This window comes from Winogradskyella sp. SM1960 (assembly GCF_020179375.1).
In the GTDB taxonomy this organism is placed as follows: Bacteria; Bacteroidota; Bacteroidia; order Flavobacteriales; family Flavobacteriaceae; genus Winogradskyella; species Winogradskyella marina.
Window position 1 is genome coordinate 127,609 of sequence record NZ_JAICBG010000009.1, and the last position, 17,468, is coordinate 145,076.

Annotated in this window: 15 protein-coding genes and 1 pseudogene; 11 read left to right on the top strand and 5 right to left on the bottom strand. The window is 32.4% G+C overall.

The window, feature by feature from the left end; genetic code table 11:
* Window positions 1–66 precede the first annotated feature (66 nt).
* The 5 genes from K1X16_RS16910 to K1X16_RS16930 all read left to right on the top strand — a co-directional run bounded on the left by K1X16_RS16910 (window position 67) and on the right by K1X16_RS16930 (window position 4,938).
* The gene (locus K1X16_RS16910) at window positions 67–618 is read left to right on the top strand and encodes a hypothetical protein (RefSeq protein ID WP_225037260.1); all 552 of its coding nucleotides are present in this window, start codon (window positions 67–69) and stop codon (window positions 616–618) included.
* Between the two features lie 142 nt (window positions 619–760).
* Window positions 761–1,288: a hypothetical protein gene (locus K1X16_RS16915; protein WP_225037261.1), complete on the top strand. Its 528-nt coding sequence runs from the start codon at window positions 761–763 to the stop codon at window positions 1,286–1,288.
* Window positions 1,289–1,445: 157 nt separating this feature from the next.
* Window positions 1,446–2,114 carry a DUF5041 domain-containing protein gene (locus K1X16_RS16920; RefSeq protein ID WP_225037262.1) on the top strand — a complete coding sequence of 223 codons (669 nt, stop codon included), beginning with the start codon at window positions 1,446–1,448 and terminating at the stop codon, window positions 2,112–2,114.
* A gap of 708 nt (window positions 2,115–2,822) precedes the next feature.
* The gene (locus K1X16_RS16925) at window positions 2,823–4,331 is read left to right on the top strand and encodes a hypothetical protein (protein ID WP_225037263.1); all 1,509 of its coding nucleotides are present in this window, start codon (window positions 2,823–2,825) and stop codon (window positions 4,329–4,331) included.
* Window positions 4,332–4,344: 13 nt separating this feature from the next.
* Window positions 4,345–4,938 carry a DUF6705 family protein gene (locus K1X16_RS16930; RefSeq protein WP_225037264.1) on the top strand — a complete coding sequence of 198 codons (594 nt, stop codon included), beginning with the start codon at window positions 4,345–4,347 and terminating at the stop codon, window positions 4,936–4,938.
* A gap of 187 nt (window positions 4,939–5,125) precedes the next feature.
* On the opposite strand, the gene K1X16_RS16935 is transcribed toward K1X16_RS16930, so the two are convergent.
* Window positions 5,126–5,752: a LysE family translocator gene (locus K1X16_RS16935; protein ID WP_225037265.1), complete on the bottom strand. Its 627-nt coding sequence runs from the start codon at window positions 5,750–5,752 to the stop codon at window positions 5,126–5,128.
* Between the two features lie 108 nt (window positions 5,753–5,860).
* On the opposite strand from K1X16_RS16935, the gene K1X16_RS16940 reads away from it, so the two are divergent.
* A complete protein-coding gene (locus K1X16_RS16940) occupies window positions 5,861–6,727 on the top strand; it encodes a LysR family transcriptional regulator (RefSeq protein WP_225037266.1) in 867 nt (288 codons plus the stop codon).
* Window positions 6,728–6,935: 208 nt separating this feature from the next.
* Here K1X16_RS16940 and K1X16_RS16945 read toward each other — a convergent pair whose 3' ends face one another.
* The 3 genes from K1X16_RS16945 to K1X16_RS16955 all read right to left on the bottom strand — a co-directional run bounded on the left by K1X16_RS16945 (window position 6,936) and on the right by K1X16_RS16955 (window position 8,270).
* A complete protein-coding gene (locus tag K1X16_RS16945; RefSeq protein WP_195871361.1) occupies window positions 6,936–7,424 on the bottom strand; it encodes a hypothetical protein in 489 nt (162 codons plus the stop codon).
* An 11-nt stretch (window positions 7,425–7,435) separates the two neighbouring features.
* On the bottom strand, window positions 7,436–7,696 hold the full coding sequence (locus K1X16_RS16950) for a hypothetical protein (protein ID WP_225037267.1): 261 nt from the start codon (window positions 7,694–7,696) through the stop codon (window positions 7,436–7,438).
* Between the two features lie 97 nt (window positions 7,697–7,793).
* Window positions 7,794–8,270, bottom strand: coding sequence for an Hsp20/alpha crystallin family protein (locus K1X16_RS16955; RefSeq protein ID WP_225037268.1), 477 nt, complete (start codon window positions 8,268–8,270; stop codon window positions 7,794–7,796).
* Between the two features lie 611 nt (window positions 8,271–8,881).
* Between K1X16_RS16955 and K1X16_RS16960 the strand changes: the two genes are divergently transcribed.
* The 4 genes from K1X16_RS16960 to K1X16_RS16975 all read left to right on the top strand — a co-directional run bounded on the left by K1X16_RS16960 (window position 8,882) and on the right by K1X16_RS16975 (window position 15,509).
* The gene (locus K1X16_RS16960; protein ID WP_225037269.1) at window positions 8,882–9,070 is read left to right on the top strand and encodes a hypothetical protein; all 189 of its coding nucleotides are present in this window, start codon (window positions 8,882–8,884) and stop codon (window positions 9,068–9,070) included.
* Between the two features lie 684 nt (window positions 9,071–9,754).
* Entirely contained in the window at window positions 9,755–12,019 is a 2,265-nt protein-coding gene (locus tag K1X16_RS16965) for an AAA family ATPase (protein WP_225037270.1), read from the top strand.
* Window positions 12,020–12,329: 310 nt separating this feature from the next.
* Window positions 12,330–12,641, top strand: coding sequence for a hypothetical protein (locus K1X16_RS16970; RefSeq protein WP_225037271.1), 312 nt, complete (start codon window positions 12,330–12,332; stop codon window positions 12,639–12,641).
* A 195-nt stretch (window positions 12,642–12,836) separates the two neighbouring features.
* Window positions 12,837–15,509: a UvrD-helicase domain-containing protein gene (locus K1X16_RS16975; protein WP_225037272.1), complete on the top strand. Its 2,673-nt coding sequence runs from the start codon at window positions 12,837–12,839 to the stop codon at window positions 15,507–15,509.
* A gap of 219 nt (window positions 15,510–15,728) precedes the next feature.
* Here K1X16_RS16975 and K1X16_RS16980 read toward each other — a convergent pair whose 3' ends face one another.
* Complete coding sequence (locus K1X16_RS16980) at window positions 15,729–16,343, bottom strand: hypothetical protein (protein WP_225037273.1); 615 nt, start codon at window positions 16,341–16,343, stop codon at window positions 15,729–15,731.
* A 474-nt stretch (window positions 16,344–16,817) separates the two neighbouring features.
* Here K1X16_RS16980 and K1X16_RS16985 point away from each other — a divergent pair.
* Window positions 16,818–17,468: pseudogene (locus K1X16_RS16985) on the top strand (hypothetical protein); the annotation flags it as partial.

A 17,468-nucleotide genomic window follows, 5' to 3' on the forward strand; every position in this document is an offset into this window, starting at 1 on the left:
GAAAAAGGAAAAATGTAACGAAGTATCAATACTAAAACCTGACCTTAATCGAGATTAAATAAAATAATGACAAAAGAAGACATTTTAAATAGAACAACTTGGAATGAGTACGGACAAGGGCACTGCCCTATTTATGTAAATTTATTTGAAAAGAAAATTCCGTTTATTTTTTTCCAAAAGCACCAACCAAAACCGAAGATTACGGATAAAATGACCGATATTGTCAATGAAATATTAACGCTTAATAAGACCAACCTTAATGTCATAAAAGAATTACTTTATGAAGAGTGTTTATTTTCATTCCAAGTTGCGGATTATGGGTGTGAGGCTAAAGATGGTGAAACTGATTTAGAAGCACATTTCAGGGAATTTGAGATTGCAAACAAAGATGATGCCTATGATAAAAGTGAAGTTTCGCAAATACAAATTAAACAAGAATATGATGAACTAGACGGTAGGTACTCGGAAATTAAGATAAATACAGCTACGGACGAATTAATTAGTGTTATCGTGAAAAACGGAAAAATTATTGACTTTGATTTCGATGGTTGCACACTAAGTGTTTTTGACAAAGACGAACAACAAGCAAAAAAGTATAGACATAAAACACTTAAGTAAAAACGACTACTAACGTCTTGTAAAATTAATGACGAGTTCATCCTCACAGATTTTCAGTTTAATGTGTCATTGTAAAGTTAAATACTAACCTACGCAACTACGTATAGCCAATACTGTTGTAAATAATTATAACCAAAATCATATGAAAAAATTTAATCTACTATTAGGAATCATTATTTGTGCAATTATCTTGAGTTGTTCATCTGACGATTCTAATGACAACCAACAAGAAGAAAACGCTACTATTTTTGGCGAATGGAAATTGACTTCAAAATTAAGGGGCGGAAATTCAATACAACTTGAAGAATGTGAACAAGGTGAGGGCGTTATATTCTTGGAAAGTTTTATTGCAAACTTTATAAGCGTTGATGAAATCGGGACCGAACCCGACATTGTTCAAGAAGGATTTGAAAATTGTGATTTCAGATATGCCACTTACAACTTTGTCCTTGACCAAAATAATGAAATTCTTTATAGAATTGTGGAAGGAGAAGGCAATATAGAAGGGAGCGATGACTCCATAACAACCTTCGAAATAGAAGTTTTAACTGCTCAAGATTTACGAATTAAAAGTATTGCACAAAGTAATACGGGCAGTATGGACGATGTCGAAATGAATAGTGTAGATATCCCAACAAATGAACAGTTTACTTTGATTTACACAAGATAAAATACTATTTACAACAAGATGCATAGCGTATGGCGATTAAATTCCTAATCGCAATTCAATGTAATTTGTTATCTTTCGGTTACGGCGGAAGATCATACCAGATTTCCCACAACGAGCTATCCACACAACGACGTTTGTACAATTAAAACCAAAATCGATGAAAAAATTATTTTTGCTATCATTAGTCCTGTTTTCAATGAGTGTTTTTTCCCAATCGGAAAAACCTGTTGATAAACGACCACAAATCGAAAAAGAGGATTCTAATGATATGTATAATCAGAGTAAAATGACTACGCTTGACTTACTTCAGGCTTTGGAATTAGCTTCAATTAGAGCTCATAAATTCGATATTGGAACATTTGAAAAAGAGTATAATTTGCAAGTATTCGCGGATGAATATGTGAATGGAAAATTAATTAAAACTGATACGCTTGTCAATTACAAGAATGACTACGGATTTTGGATAGACGGAGAATTTAATCAAGGATTTATTGACCAAATAAAAATTTTCACTAAAACGGAAGAGAATCAAAGCACGTTGAACATACGAACTTATGCATTAGAAACAACTAAAGAAATAAATTTAGGTAAAACTGACAATCGCCAATTCTACAATTGGAGAGAATATAAAGAGACGAAATGGAAATTAAACGAGAAAGTACCGCTTTTAATTTTTGCATCTTCTTGGCTAGATAAAGAATACAATTTTCATAGGTTTTGCGGAGTTGTAAATCTGAAAGAAAATGATGAAAGAACACAGGAATTATTGGACTACTCTCCAAACTATATCGTGATCAACTATAAAATATCTGAAATAGAAGAATAACTTTACAAAATACCATATATAATTTATTGCTAGTTCTAACCTACTTACAAAAGTCCCATCGGTTTATGTATGCAGTTTACATGTACTAATGTAATAACAAAAAAAAGCCCTCCTTTTTAATAACATTTTCTAAATATAAAATTAAAAACCACTTAGCAAAAGCTTGGTGGTATTCGCGTTTTACAGGGTTTTGGAATTTGGATAATGGAATTTCGAATTCGAATTTTGAGTTTTGAGCTTTGAATTTTAAGCATTACAGTATACCCTAAGTACTTTTAACGAGAAGCATTTAACTTGGCTGTTGATAACGAGACCTATACGTAACTTTACGTATTGATTTTAAAAAGACATATAATTAACTTCGTGGTGCACGACTTTAGGATATGAAACTTTTGTGATTACCTGATAAATTTGAGGGATATGAGTGATGAAAGTTATGATATAACGAGTTGTGGTTAATTTTGACCCAAACCGAATGGCAGTTGCCTAACCCAAAGTTAAGGCTAACTCATTCTCGGTTTGAAAACGAATTGACCGAATATAATTTTGAATCACTAACTTTAAAAACGGTTTTGTACTATAGAAAAAACACCGACTAAAAACTATCTCAAATCCTGTATCCTGCTCTTCGGGATTTCAATCCTTGCCATTGCCTGCCAAAAGGACGACGGCATTTCAGAAGAAAACAACGTTCTGCCAAAGCTAAAAGTGGAAACACTCTACAGCCCTGACCTTACCAATAACCCGGAACTCTACCGAAAACTTTCTTCTGTCAAAACAAATGCCATCAAGGGAGACAGCCAAGCCCGTGAGGTCTATATGGAAGACTATGGCCTAACTATAGACGACGAGGTCGTAAAGCACATCACCTATGGCGAGTACGAGTCCTTTACGATCTATATTGTAGATACCCAAGGTAACGGAAAGGTCGAGAATCTTTTACTTAGCAAACAACCCGATGGTAGCTACGAGGCAAGTATCATTAGCTACGACCTTACCGAAGCTGAAAAACAATCTGTCATCAATGGCACTATACCTGTCAATATTGGGGACAAAACGTCTCTACAACCACTTCCCGAGGAATCAAGTTCAAGTATTGCACCAATCGGTAGTACAGGCATTTATTTAGATACGTCCACTGGTGGTTGTGTAAAACCTTCATTTGACTACTCAGGAGGGACCATTGCCTACACTTGGATTTCCGTCAACTGCCCACAATATATTGTTGACAATGGCAGTGGCAGTGGCGGTAACTCTGGTAGTAACAGTGGGAGTAATGATGGCAATGACAGTGGTAACGACACAGACAACGGCAACCCACCGTACAACAGTGAAGACCCAAATAATGATGACAACCCTTACGATGGTAATGTTGGTGGTGGTTCTGCTAATGGAGACGACACCAGCAATACTGACAACAACAATGATGGAAATAATCCTGACGACTATACAGACCAAATAGATGATTGCCTGCAGACTGATGAAAATGGTAACTGTATAGGAGATATTACCATTCCTATTGGCAAAAATCCTAGCAACGACGACCCTTGCGATATACTCTCGCAAGCGACAAACGATACTGGCATAAATAATGCTATAAATAATTTAAAGACCAAAGTGAACGAAAAAAAGGAATATGGTTACAAAATAACCTATAGCTACAATATGGATGCACAAGAGTATCAATACGACCCTGTTTATACAACTTCTGGAGATAACTTAACTGTAAGCTTCCCTACAGGTGGTTACATACAAGGTTTTACTCACAATCACCCAAAAAATGGGATTGCTATTCCCTCTTGGATGGACATCCATCTAATATACGAACACGAAGATGTATCTGTTGGACTAAATAACAACAAAGCCTTTAATATCATAGTAGCTAAAGACAAAGAAAGCAATAATGAAGATGATACCATAACATATGCCATCACGATTAACGATTTTAATACATTACAAACTCAAATTAACTTCGAAATGAACCAACCAAAAGTATTAAGAGAAAATGACCCTGATAAAAAACTTGGTATAATTATGGAAAAGTTTGGAAGAAAGTTCAATAATATTCAAGATGATAATACTGCCTTGCAAAAGAAATTCTTAGAGACTTTTGCTAATTATGGCATTGATTTATACAAAAGAGATGAGAACACCAATACTTGGAATAAACTAAAATTGCAAAACAATAACCCAGTAGAAGAACCTTGCAACAATTAAAAAAAATAAAATTATGAAAACATTAAATATAACATTAATATTACTCTTATTTATAAGTCTGTCTTGTAAAGCACAATCACCTATCATAAATATAGAAGATGACGAGGGAGACGAAATAGTTAATGCTTATTATAAGGATACCAACAATCTATTAGACCCATTTGTAGGCACATGGGTATTAGATGATGGTGTACAATACCTGAAAATAGTTTTTGAGAAAAAGGAAATGGTAGATGCTGGCAATTATTATGAAGATTTACTCATTGGCGAATTTCAGTACAAAGAAAATGGCGTGGAACTGGTAAATACATTAAACAAATTGACAGAATCATTAGAATATGAATATCATCATAGTATTCATGGTAATTATATTAAAACACATTACTCACCATTTGATGAATACACCTCAGATAATTTTAGGATAAGCCTAATTATGGGAGAACCAACTGGTCGTGCAAGTAGCTTAGATGTCAGAACAACGATTGTAGATGGTCAACCAGCTATTCAAATATTTAAACGTGGAGGTATAAAGGTTTTAGAGCCTGGAGAGACACAATCATCACAACCAATTATACCTGATGGATTTTATTTCTTAAAACAAGAATAAAAAACTAACCACAACAACGTATAAAATTAATTGCTTGGTACGAGCCTACTTACGAAAATCCTCGCGGATTTTCTATTCGGTTTGTATTTGCTAAATTACGTGCTTAACCACGCAACTAATCTTATACAAAACCGTTAGCACCAATTTGAAAAAAAACGCCCGATGAATAACGAAATCGGGCGAAAACTTAAATTTTAGCTAATGCTATTTTTATTCCCATAACTATAAAAACCAAACCACTCAATTTATTTAACCAACGTCCTGATTTAGGATTACTTTTTAACTTTTGACTGAAAACACTAGCGAATAATGTCAAAATCAAAAACCATACAATCCCAATTAAGGCATAAGTTATTCCCAATAATAGAAACGGAATAGGATTATCCATTTGATTTACATTAATAAATTGAGGAAAAAACGCCAGAAAGAATAATGCAACTTTCGGATTTAAAGTATTAGTTAAAAATCCAGACCAGAAATCATTTTTTGAATTTCTGCTAAACTTTTTATTATCCGCTAAAAAAAATCCCTCTTTGTTCTTCAACTTTAAAAAACCCAAATAAATCAGATATCCTGCACCGAGAAATTTAATTAAACTAAACCCAATAGTAGATTTTGCAATAAGAACAGACAAACCTAATGCAGCAAAAAACGTATGCACCAAAACACCCGTATTTACGCCAAACGTTGCATAAATACCTGACTTTCTTCCTTGACCTATAGATTTATTTAAAACGAAAACTGTGTCAATTCCTGGCGTCATAATAAAAAACAAAGCCGTCACTATAAATGTCATTAAATTTTCAATTCCCATTGTGTTCTATCTTTTAAAATTAATAAAATATTTTCAACAAAGAAACAGTTTTAATTTACTTCAAAAAATACATATTTTTGACCAACTAATGCAAAAACAGCATTAATTATGACAATTCAACAAATAAAATATTTTTTAGTTCTTGCCAAAGAACTTCATTTCTGGAATACGGCAGAGAAAGTTTTTATATCACAGTCTTCATTAAGCAGACAAATCCAAGCTTTAGAAGATGAACTACAAATACAACTTTTTGAACGGGACAAGAGAAATGTCAAGCTTACAAATGCGGGTAAATTTCTTCAAGAACAATGGAGAGAGGAAATTAAAGAGTTTGACCAAATAATAAGACAGGCAAAAAAAATTGACGAAGGAAAAGCAGGAACTATTTCTATAACGTATCCGGGTTCTATCGCTTATGAATTTTTACCAAAATTCTTGGAGGTTTTAAGCAATAATCTACCTGATTTAAAAATAGAATTAACTGAACCGATAGACGAAAATCACGAAAAGCTTTTATTAAACTTTCAAACCGACATAGCATTTAGCAGAGATAAAATTAAAAATGCAAATATCGACTCTCAAAAACTTTATTCTGAACCAATTTGTTTGGTTGTCCCTAAAAACCATAGGTTAAACAAAAAGAATTTGACTAGATTAGAGAACGAAAAGTTTATTATTTCGGGTTTGCACCAAACCACTTTTTTTGCTTCGTTATTAAGGTCGTGGTTTTCAAAAAATGGAATTGAACCCAAAACCATAATTGAATCGGATTTTGGAGGAATGATAATGAATCTCGTTTCCAAAGGACTTGGAATCTCTATTTTGCCATTGTCGTTTAAATCGGCTCAAGCAGAAAATGTTGAGTTTATAGAATTAGAAGAAAAAATAGATTTATACATAAACTGGCGAAAAAAGGAACTGAACAACACAATTAAAAAAGTGATTGAACTTGCGAAAAATGTTGCGAAAAAATAAAAACTGGTGCTAACACCATATATAATTTATTGCTAGTTCTAGCCTACTTACCGAAAGTCCTCGCGGACTCTCTATCTGTGATTTATTTGCTAACTTTAGTGCTTAAACACACAACTAACCACACACAACCAACTTGTTAGCAACGCGATAAAACTCCAAACTCTCAAGACAAAAAAAAAAAAAAAAAAAAAAAAAAGACGAAAACTATTTAGTTTTCGTCTTCAGGTGCAATAAATTTAGATTGATACTTTTCTAAAAACCGCTTCTGCCTTGCAATCATTTGTTGCCTTAACTTATCAATGTCCATAAAGTCATTACCAAAATCACTTCCAAAAAAATCATCATTAAAGAATTGTTTACTAAAAAGTGAATCTTGAGAAAAAACATCTGAAAACCCTTGGTTCTCAAATCCTGAATAATTTGTAAAAAATCTCGATTTAAAAGATGCTATCAAACTATCTTTATCAGACAACGAGAGATGATCGTACTTATCGTTAGAAGACCAAGAATAAATACTGTCATATCTAATTAAGTTGCCGTTTTCATCAAATTCTTTATCAACTGTCCAAGACCCTTTAGGAGCATCAACGATGTCAGTTTTAGTATCTTCTTTTTCAACTTTTTTAGTTTCATTACCTTGTGAACTACAACTAACACTAAACAAGCTAACGAAAAATAATAAAATATACGTTTTCATCACTTTAGATGTTATGTTAAACTTAATTTGGGGTTTGTTTTAAATGTTTTGAACAAACGACCAGTGCCTATCTTTTTAATCAATCTGTTTTGGTGGAATACTTTTAAATTTCTTTCACCATTTTTATACCATACACATTCCAAATAACTGTCATTATCAACAAAACCAAATATTGAATCTTTTTTTGGAACATATTTGATAACTTGCATTGTTGGGGAGATAAGTTGTCCTTTAACTGTTACCCATTCCCCAGATTTAAACTTTCTTGGCATAACAATATAATTTTAAAGAATTAAACTTATTATTAATAAGGATGCTGAAAAAAATCAGCACCCTTTTTAATCTTTATTCTAAAATTTTCTGAACTAATTATGAAATCTTAATGCTTCTGGCAGGCTTTTGTTTAGCCTCTTCTTTTTTTGGTAAAAGAATATTTAAAATACCATTATCATAATTTGCCTTAATTTTTTCATCGTTTACACTTTCCGGTAAATTAAAGGTTCTTTTAAACGAGGAATAACCAAACTCCCTACGCGTATAATTTTCTTCCTTATGTTCACTTTCTTCCTTAGATTCCGCAGAAATAGATAATACTTCATTATCAAGGTCAATTTGGAAATCTGATTTCTTTAAACCTGGCACTGCCATTTCAACCATAAAAGCATCGGCAGTTTCTTTAATATTTACTTTAGGCAAAGTAATCCCAGTATTAAAATTTGAAGTAAATACCGATGGTAAGTCTCTATTAAAGATGTCATCTAACCAATCTGACAAAGTTGGAAAGTTGTGATTTGAATTGTTGTTCGCTAAACTTCCATTTTTAGGAACAGTTGCTAAATTGCTCATAATAAAAAAATTTAAATTAAACATTATTTCAAATTTGAAATCTTTACGACTTCACTAACCTTTAAACAAATTAAATACCAAAATCAATTTTAATGCTGTTTACAGCAATTATCATATGTAAACTCACCAAAACCCTGAAAAATTGTCAGTTTTATTCACAATAAAATGACATATCTACATTTAGAACCTATTTTAAACAAAAATAAAAGCTCTTTTTTTTATAACATTTTCTAAATATAAAGTTGAAAACCACTCAGCGAAAGCTAGGTGGTTTTTTGCGTTTTACAAGGTTTTGGAATTTGAATATTGGATTTTAACTTTTAAGCATTACGTTTTACCCTAAGTACTTTTAACAAGAAGCCTTTAACTTGGCTGTTGCTAACAAGACCTATACGTAACGTTACGTAAGATTTAAAAGAAATATAATTAACTTCGTGGTGCACGACTTTAGGCTATGAAACTTTTATGATCACCTGATAAACTTGAGGAATATGAGTGATGCAAGTTATGATATAACGAGTTAGCAACAATTTAGCAAAACGTGCGAAACTAAAAACTTAATGTAACAAATACTTATATTGAGATACTAATTATTTAAAATCTAAAATCAAATGAAAAAAATAACGAAAAGAAGAGCATTAATTTTATTATCAATTGGAATGCTTGTAATTGCAACTTCACAAATTTTATCTCACTTTTTTACATTGACTGATTTTGCAGAGGGTTCTTTTATCGGAATTGGAATCGGACTTTTACTTACGTCTTTAATTTTCGGAAATTTCAAAACTGTTCCTAATTAGAAGCAAAAAAAAGCAGAATTGAATATAATAGGCGGAAAGAAAAACTCTTTTTTAAATTATACTGTCCAAAATCAAACGAACTCAATTAAATATCAGCACAGAAATAATTTAAAGAACTATTTCGGAATCTGAATTTAAAGAAGTAAACGGAAACTAAAATCTTATTAGTTAAGAAAAAAACTGTGCCAACACCGAATATAATTCATGGCGAGTTATAGCCTACTTACAAAAATCCTCACGAATTATGCCTGCAGCTTGTATATACTAATGTAACAGCAAAAATAAAAGCTCTTTTTTTATAACATTATCTAAATATAAAATTAAAAACCACTTAGCGAAAGCTTGGTGGTTTTGTGGTTTTTTGAAATTTGGTTATTGGCTATTGGTTATTGGTTATTGGTTATTGTGTATTAGATTTTTAAGCATTACGGTTTACCGTAAGTACTTTTAACAAGAAGCCATTAACTTGGCTGTTGATAACGAAACCTATACGTAACTTTACGTATTGATATTTAGAGGTAAAACAATTAGATTTGTTAATGTTACCTCAGAAAGATAAATAAACTATTATAATAGGTTTTATTTATGGGATATGAATGATAAATATTTATATATAACAAGTTGTGCTTCATTAAGGAAACCAGCCGCACAAACAGCTTTGAATATGAAAAATGAAATATTAGAATGATAAAACGTATCAACCACATTAAAAATTTCGGAGTATTTCAAAATTACAGAAGGGCTGGAGACATTCAAGATTTTGCAAATTTAAATATTATCTATGGCTGGAATTACTCTGGAAAAACAACTGTTTCAAGAATTTTTCAACACTTTGAAAGAACAGAAAAAAATCCTGATTACAGTACTGCACAATTTGAACTCGAAAACCATAATGGTGATAAATTTAATGAACAAACACAAAGTATTGACGACCGAATAGTTCGCATTTTTAATGCAGATTTTGTAAAAGATAACCTAAAATGGGATGGCTCAAGTTTTGATGCTATTCAAGTACTTCTTTTAGGGCAGGACGCCATTAAAGCTGAAAAAGCAATTAAAGAAAAGACTGAAAAGCAAAATCGGTATAATAAAAAAAAGAATGAAGTAAATGGAGTAATTACAAAACTGAATAGTGATATTTTAAACGGCTTAACTAATAAAGCTAGTCAAATAAAAACTACTCTACAATTAGTTTCTGCCTATACCAGAACACATATTAAATCAACATTTGATGCTATAAAATCAAATCACAAACCGCATTTACTCTCAACATCAGACGTAAATAAATTACTCTCAATTGCAACTGCATCAAATACAGACAAACTTCCAATATTATCATCATTTAGCCCTACTCTTTCATTGACAGATAAAATTGAAAAAGTAAAAGCACTAGTTAAAGAAGTTCCTGAATTATCAAAAACCATAGAATATTTTATACAGAACCCAGAAGTTGCAAATTGGGTTGAAAAAGGCTTACCCATACATACAGAAAAAACATCTTGTGAATTTTGTGGTAATACATTAGATAAGAATCGTATGACTGATTTAATGGCTCATTTTTCTGAAGATTTGAAAAACCACAAAGCTGAATTAACAAAACTCATTGAATCTTTAACCGATTCAAAAATAAACACTCCCAATTTCACACAAAGAGATTTTTACAAAGACTTATGGTCTAAGTTTGATGTTGTGAATGACAAACTAAAAAAGGAATCCATAAAAAACTATAATAATCAAATTGAAAATCTTATTAAGATAACTAAAACTAAATTTGATAAGCCTTTTGAAAAAATAACAGAACTAAATAAAGTAATTGATTGTACTTCCGCTTTAGCTGTTGATATAAAAAACTTCAATGAAATTATTGCATCAAATAATGAGCAAACTAATAAGTTTGATACCGCTAAGTCAAAATCTATAGAATCCTTAAAAAAACACTATACTGCTGAATTTATAGATGATATTCAACTTAGCAAGAAAAAGAAGAAAATCAAAGTTTATACATCTAGAGTGGAAAACTTTATAAAACTGAATGATGCTCTAACAATTGATATTGACCAATTAGAAGCTAAAATTAGTAAAGCACAAAAAGGGAGAGAACAAATCAATACATATATTTCGCAATTTCTTGGTCGTGATGAGATTAAGGTTGAAGTTATAAAAGAAGAAGGAAAAGATAGATTCACTTTAAAACGTGAGAATTCAAAAGCAAAGAATCTTAGTGAAGGAGAAAAAACAGCAATTGCCTTTTCTTTCTTCTTAACTAAATTAAAGGAAATAACAGATTTTGATAAAACAATAGTATATATTGACGACCCAATTTCAAGTTTAGATAGCAACCATATTTTTCAAGTAAACGCAACGTTAAAAGGCTTCTTTTTTTGCAATAAAAATGATGATAATGCTTGGAAACTAAGGTGCAAACAACTTTTTGTTTCAACTCATAACTTTGACTTTTTCACTTTGTTAAAGGAATTACCGACTTCTAAAAACTTTCTTAAAAAGTTCTTTTATCAAATTCGTAGAATTAATAAAAATGAATCTGTAATTGAAAAACTCCCTAAATCACTTCAGCAATATTCTTCCGAATACCATTTCTTATTTGAAGAGTTATATAATTTTAACAAGAGTAACAATAAGGGTGATTATTCAACATTAATGGGCATTCCAAATGCAGTAAGAAGATTTGTAGAGCTTTATACTTATTCAAGACTTCCTGGAAATAGTTCTTCAACTGTCGACCAACGAGCTGATAAACTTTGGGGTGAAGAAAGGTCAAAAAGAATTTTAAAGGTATTACACTATTTTAGTCACGCAAACAACATTGACCGAATGATTAGAAATAGCGACTTAATTTGTGATATTGAAAACGCAGTAGCTGACCTTATGATAGAATTAAAATTGGATGAAAAGCATTATGCCGAATTAAAAAAATCTCTTAAAAATTGAAAGATCTAATACCAACTCATAAGCCATACACATTTGCAATTCGCTTCAGCCAACACACAAGCCCAAAATCGTAAAAGATTATGTCTTTGCCAACGCTATCAGCTGAATGGAAAAATAACGAAAGCACAACACAGTGTATAATTCATTGCTAATTCTAGCCTACTTACGCATGTCCTGGCGGATTTCTATATGTGATTTATTTGCTAACATTATTGCTTAAACACACAACGAAATCATACAAAAAACCGTAGAGTACTAAAAAGTAGCAAGAAAACTCAAAAAAATTATTGTCTAAAATAAATATCCTAACATGAAAAAATATGCAATCTTAACATTTATGGGAAAAGGAATGATGCATGGAACTGCTCCTGATGAAACTTGGGGAGCAAGACTCAATGAAGGAACATTTAAGTCTTTACAAAAAGATAAAAACGGAGCAGCTCAAGATTTAATAAGAAATGAGAATGGAGCGGTCATGCAATTTAATTCACAAGTCCATGCTTTGAATTATTGTATCGAACAAGGTTGGAATTTAGAACAAACTCTATTTGAATCTCATGAAGGTTTTAATTCAAGAGATCCGTTAAGTACTTTTATTTTCATGTTATATAAAGTAGTTTAAAAGAATTAAAATTTAAAAAGTACACTTTTACTAAATAATTAAGTGTTTTTGAGGTACTTACAAAAATACTTTCGAATTCCCTATTCCATTTTAATTCACTAAATTAGAACCCTAATCACCTAGACACCAACAAACAAGACATCTTACCCTTGAATAAAAGCATACATAATCAATCCGAAAACCTAACATAAAAATATGACTTGGCTCCTAATTATCCTTTTTATATTAATAGCCAGTATTCTAATTGTTTATCTAAAACTAATAGAAAACAAAAAATATCAAAAACCAACGTATCTCGCTTATTTACAAGAAATCAACTTATTTTTTGATACTATAGATAGGTTAGACGATTATGTAACTTGGGTACAGCGAGACCAACTAATAACCAAGTTTTCCACTATTGGTAAATACTTTAAAGGCAAATCGCGCTTTTACAAAAAAGAAGAACGTGTAGAACGGTTTAATACGGTTTTTCAAAAATTTGATAATTATATAAGCAACTACAATAAAAACTACGTTCAAACGCAAAAGGAACAGCTTCTCCTCTATTTTGATGACATCGAAGGAAAAAAATTAGACGACCAACAACGCACAGCAGTCATAACAGACGAATATTCTAACCTCATTATTGCAGGTGCTGGTTCAGGAAAAACACTCACTATTCTCGGTAAAGTCAAATACCTATTAGAACAGAAAAATGTAAAACCTGAAAACATTTTACTCTTATCGTTTACCAGAAAAACCGTCGATGAATTAAATGTACGTTTAAAAAACATAGGACTTGGGGCAAGAGCCACAACCTTTCATAAACTTGGCTACGACACCATAAAACAACACCTTACAACGGTGCCTGCGGTAACCAATGAAAACACATTGTATAATGTGATTAAAACCTATTTAGAATCAGATATCTTTAATAATGCAGAAGCCTTAGAAGCATACATTGTGTATATAGCCTGTTACATGAATATTCCTGAAGCAAACGACAGCTTTGAGTCATTAGGTGAAAAACTAGATACCGAAAAAGGTATTGATTTTGAAACTTTAAAAGCGAAATGCGAACCAGAACCACTTAACAAAGTGGCAAAAGCCTCACTTGACACCATTCAAGGTGAAAAAGTAAAAAGCGTTGAAGAATTGACTATCGCCAATTTTTTATACTTAAATGGTATTGCATACGAATATGAAAAACCATACCCATTTGGTGATGTAATGTACCAACCAGACTTTTATCTAACGGATTACGATATCTATTTAGAGCATTTTGGTGTAGACGAAAACAATAGAGCGAAATGGCTAACTCCATTTAATGAGCAGAAATACATCGCAGAAATGGAGTTAAAAAGAGAAAAACATGTCACACATGAAACCCGACTGTTAGAAACCTATTCCTATTACAACCGAGATCGTGTTTTACTTGAAAAACTAGAAGACATGCTTAAAAACGAAAATGTCGTTTTTAAGCCACGTGATACACAAAGTATCTACTCAAAAGTCAGCGAGAAGGACAAAAACTTTGGTAAAGAAATAACGAATCTATTAAGTACTTTTATCAACCTGTGTAAATCAAGACAATTAGATGACAACGCCATAGTTGCCCTATTTTCAGATAAACGCAGAGCTACAAATAAGTTTATGCGCGAAAGACAACAAGTCTTCTTAAAATTCGCCATGCCTATTCTAAAAAAATATGACGAAACACTAAAAGAGAAACGTGAAATTGATTTTAATGATATGATAAATCAAGCCACTAACCTCATCAAAGTCAATACACCAGAATACACCTATCAGCATATTATCATTGACGAATATCAAGACATTTCATATGCGCGTTTCAATCTCATTAAAGAAATTAGAGAATTATCTGGCGCAAGACTAATTTGTGTTGGGGATGATTGGCAATCCATTTATCGCTTTGCAGGTAGCGACATTTCTTTATTTAGCAATTTTGAGAAATATGTGGGTAAATATGAACAGTTATTTATTGAGCAAACCTATCGCAACTCGCAAGCACTCGTTGATATAACCTCTAAATACGTACTAAAGAACAACAAACAAATTCAAAAGAATCCTAAATCTAAAAAAGCCCCTTTAGAAAACCCGGTTAAGTTCGTTTATTATTCACAAGATAATGCCGAAGCTGTTTTCATAAATGAAGTACAAGCCATTATAGATAAAAACGGCAACAAACCTATTTTAGTTTTAGGTCGCCATAGTTTTGATATCAATGAATTTATTAAACTCACAGCTCATAGTAAAATAAAGTATTACGAACGCAGTAATAAACTAGAAATAAAAGGCTTTGAAGCTATTGACATTAAATACATAACAGTACACAAATCAAAAGGACTAGAAGCCGACAACGTTATCGTATTAAACCTTAAAAATCACTTACTTGGTTTTCCTAACAAAATGACTGACGACCCTATGTTGTCGTTATTACTCAGTGATGATGAAGCCTTTCGTTTTGCAGAAGAACGCAGATTGTTTTATGTGGCGTTAACAAGAACAAAAAATGAAGTCGTGCTACTGATTCCTACTGATGTGTCGCTATTTGCTGAGGAACTAATAACCGACAATGATGCTTTATCTATTGCAAACAATGAGATGCTAAGCAAAACAAATTGTCCATATTGCCAAACAGGACATCTTGTAATTAGAAAAAACGCATATAGAAACAATCAATTTTTAGGCTGTTCACATTATCCAAGTTGCAACCAGACATTTAATAATATAGAAATTTTAGAGGACACTTTATTGTGTCCAAGTTGTAAAAGTGGCTTTATGACAAAGAGAACCGGGAAATATGGAAACTTTTTAGGTTGTACAAATTATCCGAAATGCAAAAACACGATAAATTTAGAGTGATAAAGATTAAACATGCCATTTCATAATTTATTCCTAGTCCTAGCCTACTTAAGCAAATTCTCGCAGATTTTCTATTCGGTTTTTATTTTCTAAATTAGTTGCTAGTACTAGCAACACCTGAACGAAGTAAACAGACGAATTAAACCTTACACACTCACGTAAAAATTCATACAAAACGTATTCAAAATAAATTAACAAACAGTCGCAACCTCCAACCCTCTACAAACATTTCAATACCGCAATCCCAACACTATCTTTAGCATTCAAAACATACAAAGCACCATCCACCGCTTGGTAAAACCGCACACCAAGCACACAAATCGTAGTACCAAGGCCACCAGGCAACGTATCAGGTGTTAAAGCCAAAGTAGAACTAGCATAAGCACGATCTAAAACCATAGAAGGAGCCAAATGCAAGGCATAATCCAAATGCTCAAAATCAAAATCCAAAACACCATAAGTCAGTGCCATATGGGTAGCACCTTCCGCAAAACCCACCTGCTCAATATTAAAATCACTAATGGTCAACGTAAAATCAATGTCAGACACACCAAACTCAAAAGGCAAAACCTGCCGTACAGCACAGGCTGGTGTATAGCTAAATTGTTCTAATAATTGGAGACCTTCCGCCTGTCCTATCCCATCAGCAACAGTGCGTTCCCCACGTTTATGGGTCGTATCTAAGGCTTTTATACGTGTAAACAAGCTCATCAATCGACTATGAAAATGCGTAAACCTATACCCTTTATAAAACGGAGCCAACACAGATCTAAACGCCTTATTAACCGCAGAACAATGCCCAAACTCACTGGCATTTTCACGTACACGTTTCATGCTAGCCTTCGTTTTTATCGCTTTTCTCGTAAAGCCACCACCCGCTTTTCGTGCAATTGGCTGACCATTCAAATAATAAAAATTAATACCATTCAACGTCCCTACTAAAGGGATAATTCCCGTCTGTTTTGCCATAACCCCACAATTTAAGTTAAACGCCTATAATACAGCAATATACAAAATTTATCAATACAGGTTATAGCGTGGTTATACCATACTTATAAGTAGCTTAAAACAAGTTTATAGCATAATAAACCAAAGTAAGTGAGTAGTATCACTAATAATAAGATTGGTGACGCTAGCTTAGAAGCATAAGAATGGTATAATCAAAGGCGTCGTTCTTGCCTACTTACAAAACCCCTAAGCAGGTGTCTTTTCTGACTTCTATTTACTAAATTAGTGCTCTAAATATGATATAAAACATACGCTAACCTCAAATAATTAAACGGCCATACGTCCCCAACCCGAAACTACATGACACGCGCACCACACCATTATGCCATTGAAGAAACATCGCATTCACCGCAACGACATTGGTTAACACCCTTACTAAGTGGCGCCTATAAATTACCAGGATTAGAAGGCAAAACAGGGGTCTTATTTTCAAATTCCGTTTTAGATCAATACATTGAAGAGGAAGACAAACACGATAATTTTGAGCTCACCGCAGGACACAACAGAAGTCTTAGAACCTTATCCACGGGTGAGCAAAAAAAAGCATTGTTGGCGTATCTACTACAACAAAAGCCTGATTTCATCGTCTTAAATAATCCGTATGAAACCTTAGACAAAGCGGCTGTTTCTGCATTAAAAAAGCAGTTATTAGAGTTGTCTAATGCCATGCCTATTGTATTTATTTTTAACAGACAAGATGATCTCTTACCCATAATGACGCATGTAATTACATTTAAAAACGCTGAACTTAAAACTGTAGTCCCTCTTGAAGCTTATCAATTTAAGAAAACGGAGTTTGTTTTTGATAAGGTAATTCCACCACCAATAACAACGTATACCAACATTCCAGACGTGCTCGTAGAGCTTAAGAATATTAATGTGACTTATGAAGAGCGATGTATTCTTAAAGACATTAACTGGACCATTAAAAAGAATGAATTTTGGCATTTA

Excerpts from the sequence above, each read along its gene's own strand:
- K1X16_RS16910 (WP_225037260.1), top strand. The coding sequence starts at position 67 with ATGACAAAAGAAGACATTTTAAATAGAACAACTTGGAATGAGTACGGA.
- K1X16_RS16915 (WP_225037261.1), top strand. The coding sequence starts at position 761 with ATGAAAAAATTTAATCTACTATTAGGAATCATTATTTGTGCAATTATC.
- K1X16_RS16920 (WP_225037262.1), top strand. The coding sequence starts at position 1,446 with ATGAAAAAATTATTTTTGCTATCATTAGTCCTGTTTTCAATGAGTGTT.
- K1X16_RS16930 (WP_225037264.1), top strand. The coding sequence starts at position 4,345 with ATGAAAACATTAAATATAACATTAATATTACTCTTATTTATAAGTCTG.
- K1X16_RS16935 (WP_225037265.1), bottom strand. The coding sequence starts at position 5,752 with ATGGGAATTGAAAATTTAATGACATTTATAGTGACGGCTTTGTTTTTT.
- K1X16_RS16940 (WP_225037266.1), top strand. The coding sequence starts at position 5,861 with ATGACAATTCAACAAATAAAATATTTTTTAGTTCTTGCCAAAGAACTT.
- K1X16_RS16945 (WP_195871361.1), bottom strand. The coding sequence starts at position 7,424 with ATGAAAACGTATATTTTATTATTTTTCGTTAGCTTGTTTAGTGTTAGT.
- K1X16_RS16950 (WP_225037267.1), bottom strand. The coding sequence starts at position 7,696 with ATGCCAAGAAAGTTTAAATCTGGGGAATGGGTAACAGTTAAAGGACAA.
- K1X16_RS16955 (WP_225037268.1), bottom strand. The coding sequence starts at position 8,270 with ATGAGCAATTTAGCAACTGTTCCTAAAAATGGAAGTTTAGCGAACAAC.
- K1X16_RS16960 (WP_225037269.1), top strand. The coding sequence starts at position 8,882 with ATGAAAAAAATAACGAAAAGAAGAGCATTAATTTTATTATCAATTGGA.
- K1X16_RS16965 (WP_225037270.1), top strand. The coding sequence starts at position 9,755 with ATGATAAAACGTATCAACCACATTAAAAATTTCGGAGTATTTCAAAAT.
- K1X16_RS16970 (WP_225037271.1), top strand. The coding sequence starts at position 12,330 with ATGAAAAAATATGCAATCTTAACATTTATGGGAAAAGGAATGATGCAT.
- K1X16_RS16975 (WP_225037272.1), top strand. The coding sequence starts at position 12,837 with ATGACTTGGCTCCTAATTATCCTTTTTATATTAATAGCCAGTATTCTA.
- K1X16_RS16980 (WP_225037273.1), bottom strand. The coding sequence starts at position 16,343 with ATGAAACGTGTACGTGAAAATGCCAGTGAGTTTGGGCATTGTTCTGCG.